Genomic DNA, 11,877 nt, shown 5'->3' on the forward strand with positions numbered 1-11,877 from the left:
AACTCTTTGATCAATGACCGCTGGGATAACGCCCCCAGACGAGGTAACGAAAGCAGCCTTGCCCTGTTCAGACGGTCCAACCGCGCATTGCTCTAGCATTGCGCGGCGGCAGATTCATCCATCCATTTTGATGGCCGCCTGCTGCAGTTCATTGGCCACACCACCGCGGGCACGTGCTCAGGGAGCCGCTTGCAGCGCCAGTTGCTGATCGCGCAGACGGCGTTTTTCGCTGCGGGCCAGCAGCCACCACCCGATCACCGCGGCCACCGACACCGCCAGCACCATCACTGTGGCCAGTGCGTTGATCTTGGGGCTGATGCCCAGCCGCACCGAGGCGAACACCTTGATCGGCAGCGTGGTCGAACTCGGTCCGGCCAGGAAGCTGGCAATCACTACATCGTCCAGCGACAGGGTAAAGGCGAGCAGCCACCCCGATGCGAGTGCCGGGGCGATGATCGGCAAGGTAATCAGGAAGAACACCTTCAGCGGCGTGGCCCCCAGATCCATCGCGGCTTCTTCCAGCGAGCGGTCCAGCTCCTGCAGGCGCGAGGAAATCACCACGGTGACAAACGACACGGTGAAGGTGACATGCGCGACCCAGATCGCCACTGCGCCGCGCGGTGCGATGCCGAGCACGCCACCCATCGAGACCAGCAACAGCAGGATCGACAAGCCGATGATCACCTCCGGCATCACCAGCGGTGCGGTGATCAGCGCACCGAATAGCGTTTTGCCGGGAAACCGCCGCATGCGCACCATCGCCATCGCGGCCATCGTGCCCAGCACCATCGACGCACAGGCGGTCCAGAACGCAACTTCCAGGCTGACCCAGGCCGCCTCCAGCAATTGCCGGTCGCGCAGCAACTCGCCATACCAGCGCGTCGAAAACCCGCCCCACACCGTGGCCAGACGCGAGGCGTTGAACGAATACACCATCAGCAACAGGATCGGCAGATACAAAAAGCCGAACCCCAGCGCGAGCACACTGCCGCCCAGCACGCGCCCACCGCGCGAGGCGCGCATCATGTCAGCCGCCCTTCCAGCTCGCGCTGCTGGTAACGATGGAAGATCACGATCGGCACCAGCAACAACACCAGCATGACCGTGGCCACGGCAGCGGCCACCGGCCAATCGCGATTATTGAAGAACTCGCCCCACAGCACGCGGCCGATCATCAAGGTGTTGGGGCCGCCCAGCATTTCCGGAATCACGAACTCGCCCACCGCCGGGATCATCACCAGCATGCAGCCGGCCACGATGCCGTTACGCGACAGCGGCAAGGTGATGCGCACAAACGCTTGCCACGGACGCGCGCCCAGATCGTAGGCCGCTTCCAGCAAACGGTTGTCGTGCTTGACCAGATTGGCGTACAGCGGCAACACCATGAAGGGCAGATAGCAGTAGACGATGCCGATATAGGCGGCGATGGGCGTGTACAGCAACTGCAAGGGCTGCTTGATCAGGCCCAGCGCCAGCAGCGCCTGATTGAGCAGGCCGTTGCTGTCGAGAATGCCGATCCATGCGTAGACACGAATCAAAAACGAGGTCCACGATGGCAGCACCACCAGCATCATCGCCACGTTGCGGGTAGCCAACGGCAAGCGTGCGATCACAGACGCCATGGGGTAGCCGATCAACAACGCCAGTACGGTGGAGATCGCCGCGATCTTGATCGAGCTGAGGTACGCGGCCACGTACTGGCTGTCGCGCAGCAGCGCCAGATAATTGCCCAGATGCAGCTTGACGCTGACGGCGCCATCGGCCGCAGATACGAACAGCGGCGTGTATGGCGGCATTGCGGTGGCGCGCTCGGCAAACGAAATCTTCAGCACGATCAGGAACGGGATCGCGAAGAACACCAGTAACCACAGGTACGGTGCGGCGATCACGCCCCAACGTGCACCCGGCAAGCCGCGACGGAAAAGACGCGGCCTCATGCGGTAAGCACCACGCCGTCGTCCTCGCCCCAACCCACCCACACCGCATCGCCCCAGGTCAGCGCTTCGCTGGCCCAGCGCTGGCGATTGGCAAAGTTGGCCATCAGCTTGACCCCGCTGGGCAGCCGCACGTGGTAGACCGAATGGCTGCCGAAATAGGCGATATCTTCGATCACGCCCTGCGCCTTGTTGCAGGCCTGCGTGGGTTCGTCCTTGCCGATGGCGAGTTTTTCCGGACGCAGCGCAAACGCCACCGCTTGGCCTTCGAAGCCGGTGATGCCGTGGCCGATGCGGATAGGGGCGTCGAAGGCCGGCGTCTTCAGCGTGACGTAATCGGGCGCGTCTTCGGCGATGACGGCATCGATCAGATTGACCGAGCCGATGAATTCGGCGGCGAAACGGTTGGCCGGTTGTTCGTAGATTTCATCGGGCGTGCCGACCTGCTGGATCCAGCCCTGATCCATCAGCGCGATGCGCGTGGCCATGGTCATCGCCTCCTCCTGGTCGTGGGTGACCATCACGCAGGTGACGCCGGAGGTTTCGATGATGTTGACCAGTTCCAGCTGCATCTGCGAGCGCAGCTTCTTGTCCAGCGCGCCCATCGGTTCGTCCAGCAGCAGCTTGGGCCGCTTGGCCAGCGAGCGCGCTAGCGCGACACGCTGCTGCTGGCCGCCGGAGAGCTGATGCGGCTTGCGCCTGGCCAACGCGCCCAGCTGCACCAGCTCCAGCATCTCGCCGACGCGGCTGGCGATAGCGGCCTTCGACAAGCCCTCCTGCTTCAGCCCGAAGGCGATGTTCTGCTCCACGCTCATATGCGGAAACAGTGCGTAGGACTGGAACATCATGTTGATCGGGCGCTCGTACGGCGGCAGCGCATCGATCGGCTGGCCATCGAGTGTGATGCGCCCCTTGGTGGGTCGCTCGAAGCCGGCCAGACAACGCAGCAAGGTGGATTTGCCGCTGCCCGACCCGCCCAGCAGCGCAAAGATTTCGCCCTTGCGGATCTGCAGGCTGACATCGTCTACCGCGACAAAGCCATCGAATTCCTTACGGACCTCGCTGATGGACAGGTAGCCGGCATCCGCAGGGGTGGACAGGGGCGGCAAGGCGTCGGTCAGTGACATGGTTCCTCTCGATGACGGCAAACGCAGGCGCCGGGGGCAGAGCCTGCGCACCATGATGGCAAAAGCATGTATCGGCTGTCGTGCGCGTCTGCGCGTCTGCGCGTCTGCGCGTCTGCGCGTCTGCGCGTCTGCGCGTCTGCGCGTCTGCGGCTGAGAGTGACGATCAACGGGCATCGCGGCAAGTGTCCGCGACTGCATCAGTGGCGACTTGTTTCGATTGGAGAAGACATCGCCGGGCAATACCAGCCAATCAAGCGGGGCCAACGCTAGACGAGCAGCTAACAAAACAACTGTGCTCAACGCCAGGCGGCCAGTGCTCAGTGCTCAGTGTTCGTTGCGGCATCTACCACTCGTACATTCCGGTTCCTCCGGGCCGTCCGCACCCACCTGACGATTGCTGGCTCCGTTTTTTTGTTAGCCGCTCCAAGTTGGTCTGATCAACCGGATGTTCGGGTGCAAAACGCACGCCGTGCAAACGTGTAAGACGATGCGTAGATCGGTATGCAAGCCGTCCTCGTCGGTGCGTGTTTCAGTCCAGCAAAGTCTTGGTCTCCACACTCACTGACGGGGCTTGTGCAAACCCCATTAATCCGATGAACTCCTGGCCACCAATACTCCTGATGCCGACCGCATGCGCCACCATCACCGGCGCGCCGCAATGGCAGCGCATGCATGCTTGCTTGCCTGCTTGAAGCCCATCGACCATCGACAACAGTCAACGCGTCTCCTGCGGCGCCTCGCTCCAGCCCAGACCCAGACTTTTTTGCAGCGCGACGTAGTTGACCAATAGCTGCACCTGCGCCTGCGCGGCGGCGTCCTGTGCGGACAACTGCTGGCGTTGCACGTCGAGCAGATCGATCGACGAGGTTGCGCCGGCATCGCGGCGTTGCTGCATAAGCCCGGCCGAGCGCGTGGCCGAGGCTTCGGCCTGGCGCGCGACCACCAGCTGCTTGCGCGCCGAACCGAAGCGCGACAACGCGGCGTTGGCGTCCTGCAACGCCGCCAGTACCGCGCCCTCATAAGCGGCCTCGCGCCCGGCATTGCCGGCGCGCGCCTGTTCCACCTGCGCGCGGGTCTTGCCGAAATCGAAGATCGACCAGCGCAGCATCGGCACCGCCAGGGTGGTCAGCGCGTCAGAGTTGAAGTCGCTGGGCGAACCGGCCACCCAGCTCAGCCCGCCCAGCAGGGTCACCTGCGGGAAGTAGCCATTCAACGCCTCGCCGATCTGCGCGCTGGACGCGGCCAGCTCGCGCTCGGCCTTGCGCACGTCGGGGCGGCGGCGGATCAACGCGCCGGCATCGTCCACGCGCACCTCGGTGGGCAACATCGGCAGTGGCCGCACCGCGAGCAGTTGCGCGTCCAACGCGCCGGGCTCGCGTCCGACCATCAGCGCGAGCTGGTCCAGCGCTTCCTGCAACTGCATTTCCAGCGGCAGGCGCTGCGCTTGCTGCTGCTGCACCTGGGTGGCGATCTGCTCCACCTGCAGGTCCGAGGACGCACCGCGCTCGCGGCGCTGACGGATCAGTGCCAGCGATTGGCCGATCTTGTCCAGGTTGGCATCGGCAATGGCCAGCCGTGCTTGCAGCCCGCGATAGTTGAGATATACCTGCCCCACTTCGGCGGCGAGCTGCACCTGCGCATCGGCCAGCTCGGCTTCGGAGGCCTGCGCTTGCGCCAGCGCGCCCTCGGCGGCGCGACGGCGGCGGCCGAAAAAATCCAGCTCCCAACTGGCATCGAAACCGGCGCTGTAGATCTGGGTCTTGTCCAGATCCAGTGCCTGGTCGCCTGCGGCTGGCTGTTGACCGGGCTGGCCCTCCTGCAACCCGCCCAGCGTGTCCACGATGGTCTGCGGCGGCTCGGCATAGGCGTAGATCGCACTGGCATTGAGCTTGGGCAAGCGCTCGGCGCGGCGTTGCCGGGCCAGTGCGCGGTTGGCGCGCAGACGCGCTTGCGCCGCGCGCAGGTTGGGGCTGTCGGCCAGCGCCTGGGTCACCAGCTGGGTGAGCTGCGGGTCGTTCAATTGCTCCCACCAGTGGTTCAACGGCGCGGCGGCAACCACCTGCGCGCCGCTGGCGCGATGCAGTGCGGGCGCCTGCATGGCCGCATCGGCCACCGGCGGTGCCTTGGTGTAGTTGGGGCCGAGCATGCAGCCGCCCAGCAACACGGCGCTCAACGCCGCGGCCAGTGCCATGCGCATCAGGCGCAGGGAATCAGTGCATTGCAAGGTGCGCCCCCTTGGGTAACGGCTTGAGCAAAAAAGCCAGCGGAATCGTGCAGACCACGATCACGCCGAAGATCCAGAACAGATCGCTGTAGGTCATCACCAGCGCCTGCTGTTGCACCAGTCGCGCCAACTGCGCGATCGAGCGGATGGCCGCCTCGCCACCGGCGCTGCCCTGCATCTGCGCGCTCAGGCCAGCCAGAAAGTCCTGCGCGCGCGTCGCATTGGCGGTGATCGCGCTGCCGATGGTTTCGGTGTGGAAGGTCATGCGGCGCTCCTGGAAGGTGGAGATCAGCGCCAGCCCGACCGAGCCGCCCAGGTTGCGGCCGGCATTGAACAGGCCCGATGCATCGCCGGCCAGCTCCGGCGGTACCGACGAAATGGCCGCCTGATTGAGCGACATCATCGCCAACGCCAACCCGCAGCCCTGCAGCAACTGCCCGGCGACGAAATGCGTGCCGACGGTGTCGGCGGTCAGCGACAGGTTGACGAAACACGCCGCGGCAAAACAGATCAGCCCGGCGATCACCAGGATGCGCACGTCCACCATGTCCAGCAGCTTGGGCATCATCGGCATCAGCAGCACGGTGGGCAGGCCGGACAGCAGCAGCACGTAACCGGCCTGCTCGGTGTTGTAGCCGGAGATCACCGCCAGAAACTGCGGAATCATGTACATCACGCCGAACAGGATCATGCCCACCGCCATGATCATGATGAACACCGCACCGAAACTGCGATGCAGCAGCAGCGACAGACGGATCACCGGCGCGCGCTTGCGGAACTGGCCGACCACCAGGGCAATGAATCCGCTCAAGGCGATCAGGCTCAGCGTATTGATTTCGCTGGATTCGAACCAGCGTTCGCGCTGGCCTTCTTCAAGCACTACGGTGAGCCCGCCCAAGCCCGCAGTCAGGCCGTAGATGCCCAGCCAATCGGCATTGAGCAGGCCCGCCCAATCGGCCTTTTCATGCTTGAGCCCCAGCAGCAGCAACGCCACCAGGCCGACGCAGATCGGCACGTTGATGAAAAACGCGTAATGCCAGCTGACGTTCTCGGTGAGCCAGCCACCGAGCAGCGGGCCGATCACCGGGCCCATGATCACGGTCATGCCGAACAACGCGGTGCCCATGGTCTGCTGGCTGGGCGGCAGCCGTGTCGCAACGATGGTCAGCGCGGTGGGAATCAGCGCACCGCCGGCCAGGCCCTGCCCGACCCGGCCGATGATCATCATGCTCAACGAGGTCGACAACCCGCACACCACCGAAAACGCGGTGAACATCACCGCGCAGATCAGCAGGAAGTTGCGCAGCCCCAAGGTGCGCACGAACCAGCCGGTCAGCGGGATCATGATGATCTCGGCGACCAGATAGGCGGTGGAAATCCAGGTGCCTTCGGTGCCGCTGGCGCCGACCTCGCCCTGGATGGTGGGCAGTGCAGCGTTGACGATGGAGATATCCAGCGTCGCCATGAACGAGCCGATGGTGCCGGCCAGCACCGCCAGCCAGGCGCCCGGCTCGGCCTTTTCGCTGGCAGCGCTGCCGCCGGCGCTCTGGCCAGTGGCTGCCGCTGCACTCACTGCGCGCGCTCCTGCTCCTGCACGCGGTCGGATTCTGCTTCGGCACGCTGTTTGGCGTCCTTGGCCGAACGCGTGTCCACCGTCACTTCCACCGACATGCCTGGCACCAACACCTTGCGTGCCTCGTCGCCAGCCAATACACGGATACGCACCGGCACGCGCTGTACCACCTTCGTGAAGTTGCCGGTGGCGTTTTCCGGTGGCAACAGCGCGAACTGCGAGCCGGTCCCGGGCGACAGGCTTTCGACCTTGCCGCGCAGCTTCACCCCGGACAGCGCATCGACCTCGATCTCGGCCGGCTGGCCGGGACGCATCAGGCCAACCTGGGTTTCCTTGAAGTTGGCGATCAGGTACAGCGATTCCTGCGGCACGATGGTCATGGTGCGAGTGCCGGCGGCCAGGAACTGCCCCACCTGCACGGTCTTGTCGCCGACGCGGCCGTGGATCCGGCTGGTCAGGCGGGTGTCTTCCACCGCAATGCGGGCCTGGTCGGCGTCGGCAGTAGCCTGCTTCACCCCGGCCTGGGCCTGCTCCAGTTGCGCCGTGCTGGCCTGGATCTGGCTCTGCGCAGCCTTGGCCTGCGCCTGGGCGGCGTCGTACTGGGCGCGGGCGCGGGCCAGATCGTGCTGCAGGCTTTCCTGGTGCTCGTGGGTGTCGGCGCCGGAGGCCGCCAGCGGTGCGAAGCGTTTCACTTCGGCCTGGGCGAAGGTGAGGCTGGCAGCGGCGGCAGCGACCTGGGTACGTGCCTGCACCAGCGCCGACTCCTGTGCGGACACATTGGCGGTGGCGGCCGCGATATCGGCCTGGCGCGCGGCAATCGCAGCCTCGGCCTGCTGCAGCGTGGCCTGATAGGTGCGGTCGTCGATCTGCAGCAGCGGCTGACCGGCGTCCACGATCTGGTTGTCGCCCACCATCACCTTGGTCACATAGCCGCTGACGCGCGGCGCCACCGCCACCGAATCGGCCTGCAGATAGGCGTTATTGGTGTCCTGCATGTAGCGGCCCTTGATCAGGTAATAGGCCAGCCAGACCACCAGCAAGACCAGCACCAGCACGCCCACCAGGATCAGCGTCCACTTGACCTTGGGGTTCTTCAACGGCGAAGGCTTCTGCTCCTGGTCGTCGTGCGCGTCCGCGGCCTGGCTGCGGCCATCGTTGGACGGGTGGTCTGCTTGGTTGCTCAAAGGAAGCGTCCTGTAGGTCGTGGGCGAGGCGCGCCAACGGCATGCCGCATCGGTGGCACGGCGAAAGCGGCGGAACCATGCAATTATTTGAACCCGTCGGTACAGGTTGCGTGACGAGACCAGTCAGCCGGGGCTGAGGCTGGCCGAACAGGCCGGATCGGTCAGTTGCTGCGTGTCAGCCAGCCGCGCGCGGAACGCTGGCGTGCACTCGGCGATGCAAGCGACGCCGATGCATCAGCGGCACGCTGCCGCGACCAGGTCTGCAGTGTCTCAGCCAATGATTGGCGTTTGATAAGGATGCGGCGGCCTGCGCCGTATCAGCGCCTGACGCCCTGGCTCAACGGCCGGTCTTGATCTCGGTCCACAGCCGCGTGTACAGGCGATCGACCTCTGGCGAATTGATCGCGTAGGTGAACATCTTGGCGGTCACTTCCGGCGGCGGGTAGATGGTGGGGTCGTTGCGGATCGCCGCATCCACCAGCGGCGTGGCGGTGCGCACCGGGTTGGCGTAATGAATGAAATTGCTGTTGGCCGCGGCCACCTCCGGCTTCAACAGGTAATTGATGAAGGCGTAGGCGTTGTCAGGATGTTTGGCGTCCTTGGGGATGGCCAACATGTCGAACCATTGCGGCGCGCCTTCCTTCGGAATGGCGTAGGCCACGTTGACGTTGTTGCCGGCCTCCTTGGCACGGTCGCGCGCCTGGATGATGTCGCCCGACCACCCCACCGCCAGACAGGTATTGCCGTTGGCCAGCGAGGTGACGTACTGGCTGGAGTGGAAGTTCTGCACGTACGGGCGGATGGTCTTGATCAGCGCGGCAGCCTTCTCGATCTCGGCCGGCACGCTGCTGTGCGGATCCAGGCCCAGATAATTCAGCGCGATCGGGATCATGTCCGACGGGGTGTCCAGAATGGTGACGCCGCAGTCCTTGAGCTTGGACAGATTCTCCGGCTTGAATACCAGATCCCAACTGTTGGCGACATCGGTACTGCCGAAGATCGCCTTGAGCTTGTCGACGTTGTAGCCGATACCGGTGGTGCCGATCATGTACGGCACCCCATACGCATTGTTCGGGTCCTGCGCAGCGATGCGGCGCATGACGTCCGGATCCAGATTGACCAGATTCGGGATCTTGCTCTTGTCCAACGGCAGGAACACACCGGCCTGAATCTGCCGGCCGAAGAAGTTGAGCGTGGGCACCACCACGTCGTAATCGCTGCCACCGGCCAGCAACTTGGTTTCCACCATCTCATCGCTGTCGAATACATCGTAGGTGACCTTGATGCCGGTGCTCTTTTCGAACGCGGGAATCGTGTCTTCGGCGATGTAATCCGAGTAGTTGTAGACGTTGAGCACCTTGGCCTGCGCATCGGCCTTGCCCGGCGCGCCACCACCGCCACAGCCGGACAACAGGGTGATGGACAGGGTCAGGGCGAGCAGTCGCAGCGTCATGTGGGTCTCCAGGGCAGCGCGGTGGGAGCGGCCCGGCATCGCGGCCGGTCTGCGCCCAGCCTACCCACCGCGTCCGGGTTTGCACAGCGGAAGGTGCGTGGACCGGGGTTCGCGGTTTGACGCGCTGAAACGTCGGGGTTGGCGAAGGTCGGCCGCGGCGGTAGCGCTTGCTACGCTGTGGCTGCGCGGCTCTGCGGCCGCAGGCCTGCCGCCGCGCTTACTTGCCCAACGCCTGCGCGGTGTCGTCCAACGCCGCCCAGGCCTTGTCGAACAGCTCGTCGACTTGTTCGCAAGTGATGATCAACGGCGGCGACAGCAGCATTGCATCGTAGGTGGCGCGCAGGATCACCCCGCGCCGTAGCGCGAAGTCGCGGCACATCGCGCCGACCCGCCCGCGCCCGGGAAAATATCGGCCGCGTTGGCGCTTGTCCGGCACCAGCTCCAGCGCCCCGACCAGGCCCGCGATCCGCGCCTCGCCGACCAGCCGATGCGCGCCCAGCTCCGCCCAGCGCTGCGCCAGATACGGCGCGATCTGCGTGCGTGCGGTGTCCACGATGCCTTCGTCCTGCAGCAGGCGCAGATTCTCCAGCGCCACCGCCGCGCACACCGGATGCCCGGCATAGGTACCGCCATGCGCCAGCTCGCCGCCTTGTTGCTTGAGCACCCCGGCCACGCGATCGTTGAACATCGCCGCCGCCAGCGGGATGTAGCCGGAGGTGATGCCCTTGGCCAGCGTCATCACATCGGGCTGAAAGCCGAAGTAATCCGCCCCGAACCATTCCCCGGTACGCCCGAATCCGCAAATCACCTCGTCGGCCACCAGCAGTACGTCGTAGTGCCGGCAGATGCGCTGGATTTCTGGCCAATAACTGTTCGGCGGGATATAGACACCGATCGCCCCCATGATGGGTTCGCCGATGAAGGCCGCCACGTTTTCCGGCCCGAGTTCGAGAATCCTGGCTTCCAGACGGCGCGCGGCAAGCAGCCCGTATTCGTCCGGTGCCATGTCCCCGCCATCGCCGAAATGATTGGGCGGCTCGATATGCACGATGCCCGGTATCGGCAACCCACCCTGCTTGTGCATGCCCTGCATGCCACCCAGGCTGGCACCGGCCATGGTGGTGCCGTGATAGCCATTGTGGCGACCGATGAAGACGTGTTTTTGCGGCTGCCCCTGCACCGCCCAGAAATGCCGCACCAGGCGCAGGATGGTGTCGTTGGCCTCCGACCCGGAATTGGCGAAGAACGCATGATTCAAATCGCCGGGCGTCAGTTCCGCGAGCTTGGCGGCCAGGTGGATGGTGGGCTCGGTGGTGCACTGGAAAAAGCTGTTGTAGTACGCCAGCTGCTCCATCTGTCGCGCCGCCGCCTGCGCCAGCTCGGTACGTCCATAGCCCACATTGACGCACCACAAGCCACCGAACGCATCCAGCAGCTTGTTGCCGTCGGCATCCCACACATACACGCCCTCACCGCGCGCCAGGATGCGCGTGCCCTTGCCCGCCAGCACCGCGTTGTCGTTGAACGGATGCAGATGATGCGCCGCATCGAGCTGCTGCAACGACCTGAGCACAGAAGGATCCACGACCTGCTCCACGCATGAGGAACCACGAGCATACACACGCCCTGTTGCCGCACCGTGGACGGCATTGCAGATTGCCCTGCGAATCGCTGGCACATCCGCCAGACGGCTTGGCCGCGAGAACTAGCGCTGCCACCAACACCGCACCCTCATCCGCCCTTCGGGCACCTTCTCCCGATGGGAGAAGGGGATGCCTTGCTGCGTCCGCGGTCTGCGCATTTCCTTCGCGGCGCCTGCCTCCTGCCAAGCACCGGCTGGCTTCCGCATGACATCGCTACACCTTGATGCGCTGATCTGTGCAGCGCTTTGATTTGCGTAGCTTCGCTTTGTTTCGCCTAGCTCCGCCTTGCTTTGTTTCGCCTTGCTTTGCTTCAGCTTTGATTGCCTTGCTTCGCTTGCGCTTTCCGGGGCCCCATACCGCAGCGGCAAGGCCGGTAGATACAACCCGCAGGGCGGCGCGCATGGATGCGCGACGTTTTTGTAAGGGACATGGATGTCCCTTACAAAAATTTCTGCCGGACTTGCGCACCCGCAGCGCCTATGGCGCGGAGGGCGCGAGGACGGGGGGTGCTTTCTTTTTGGTTACTTTTTCTTTGCACAAGCAAAGAAAAAGTGACTCGCGCCCGAAGGGCGTGAAAGCCCTGCTCTGAATTTGAATCCGCGAACCGTGCAAAAGCACAAACCGCGCCACGCATTAACACCACCCGACACTGAGGTTTCCCCACATTTTTTTCTGCGAGATCAAGTGCTTGCTGGGCCAGGGTGTGGAAGAAGGTGCGCGCATGGTGCACGCTTCAAGG

The 11,877-nt window shown here is 64.5% G+C and carries 9 protein-coding genes and 1 other RNA gene; 1 reads left to right on the forward strand and 9 read right to left on the reverse strand.

Translation table 11 applies throughout. From position 1 onward, the window contains the following. Positions 1-177: 177 nt before the first annotated feature. From XdyCFBP7245_RS05400 to XdyCFBP7245_RS05410, 3 genes are read right to left on the reverse strand one after another with little or no spacing between them, the layout of a single operon-like run. A complete protein-coding gene (locus tag XdyCFBP7245_RS05400; RefSeq protein ID WP_055851842.1) occupies positions 178-1,026 on the reverse strand; it encodes an ABC transporter permease subunit in 849 nt (282 codons plus the stop codon). Next, positions 1,023-1,937 (reverse strand): ABC transporter permease subunit, encoded by a 915-nt coding sequence (locus tag XdyCFBP7245_RS05405; protein WP_104614717.1) that lies wholly within the window; start codon positions 1,935-1,937, stop codon positions 1,023-1,025. The genes XdyCFBP7245_RS05400 and XdyCFBP7245_RS05405 overlap by 4 nt, the downstream gene beginning before the upstream one ends. Beyond that, entirely contained in the window at positions 1,934-3,061 is a 1,128-nt protein-coding gene (locus XdyCFBP7245_RS05410; protein WP_170068529.1) for an ABC transporter ATP-binding protein, read from the reverse strand. The genes XdyCFBP7245_RS05405 and XdyCFBP7245_RS05410 overlap by 4 nt, the downstream gene beginning before the upstream one ends. A 341-nt stretch (positions 3,062-3,402) precedes the next feature. Between XdyCFBP7245_RS05410 and XdyCFBP7245_RS05415 the strand changes: the two genes are divergently transcribed. Then, positions 3,403-3,481, forward strand: a non-coding RNA gene (locus XdyCFBP7245_RS05415) — sX9 sRNA. A gap of 109 nt (positions 3,482-3,590) precedes the next feature. Here the strand turns inward: XdyCFBP7245_RS05415 and XdyCFBP7245_RS23695 are convergent. The 6 genes from XdyCFBP7245_RS23695 to XdyCFBP7245_RS05440 form a co-directional block, all read right to left on the reverse strand. After that, on the reverse strand, positions 3,591-3,773 hold the full coding sequence (locus XdyCFBP7245_RS23695) for a hypothetical protein (protein ID WP_146091646.1): 183 nt from the start codon (positions 3,771-3,773) through the stop codon (positions 3,591-3,593). A gap of 3 nt (positions 3,774-3,776) precedes the next feature. Beyond that, entirely contained in the window at positions 3,777-5,267 is a 1,491-nt protein-coding gene (locus tag XdyCFBP7245_RS05420; RefSeq protein WP_170068533.1) for an efflux transporter outer membrane subunit, read from the reverse strand. A gap of 4 nt (positions 5,268-5,271) precedes the next feature. Further along, positions 5,272-6,858 carry an MDR family MFS transporter gene (locus tag XdyCFBP7245_RS05425; protein WP_104614720.1) on the reverse strand — a complete coding sequence of 529 codons (1,587 nt, stop codon included), beginning with the start codon at positions 6,856-6,858 and terminating at the stop codon, positions 5,272-5,274. Further along, entirely contained in the window at positions 6,855-8,042 is a 1,188-nt protein-coding gene (locus XdyCFBP7245_RS05430) for an HlyD family secretion protein (protein ID WP_104614721.1), read from the reverse strand. Before XdyCFBP7245_RS05430 ends, XdyCFBP7245_RS05425 begins: the two co-directional genes overlap by 4 nt. A 337-nt stretch (positions 8,043-8,379) precedes the next feature. Next, positions 8,380-9,495, reverse strand: a complete 1,116-nt coding sequence (locus tag XdyCFBP7245_RS05435) for a polyamine ABC transporter substrate-binding protein (protein ID WP_104614722.1) — start codon at positions 9,493-9,495, stop codon at positions 8,380-8,382. A 217-nt stretch (positions 9,496-9,712) separates the two neighbouring features. Further along, positions 9,713-11,080: an aspartate aminotransferase family protein gene (locus XdyCFBP7245_RS05440; protein ID WP_104614745.1), complete on the reverse strand. Its 1,368-nt coding sequence runs from the start codon at positions 11,078-11,080 to the stop codon at positions 9,713-9,715. Positions 11,081-11,877: the final 797 nt, after the last annotated feature.

The sequence above is a fragment of the Xanthomonas dyei genome (assembly GCF_002939865.1).
GTDB lineage: Bacteria > Pseudomonadota > Gammaproteobacteria > Xanthomonadales > Xanthomonadaceae > Xanthomonas > Xanthomonas dyei.

Bases quoted from the DNA above. Each gene is read 5' to 3' on its own strand.
- XdyCFBP7245_RS05405 (WP_104614717.1), bottom strand. From the start codon at position 1,937: ATGAGGCCGCGTCTTTTCCGTCGCGGCTTGCCGGGTGCACGTTGGGGC.
- XdyCFBP7245_RS05400 (WP_055851842.1), bottom strand. From the start codon at position 1,026: ATGATGCGCGCCTCGCGCGGTGGGCGCGTGCTGGGCGGCAGTGTGCTC.
- XdyCFBP7245_RS05435 (WP_104614722.1), bottom strand. From the start codon at position 9,495: ATGACGCTGCGACTGCTCGCCCTGACCCTGTCCATCACCCTGTTGTCC.
- XdyCFBP7245_RS05410 (WP_170068529.1), bottom strand. From the start codon at position 3,061: ATGTCACTGACCGACGCCTTGCCGCCCCTGTCCACCCCTGCGGATGCC.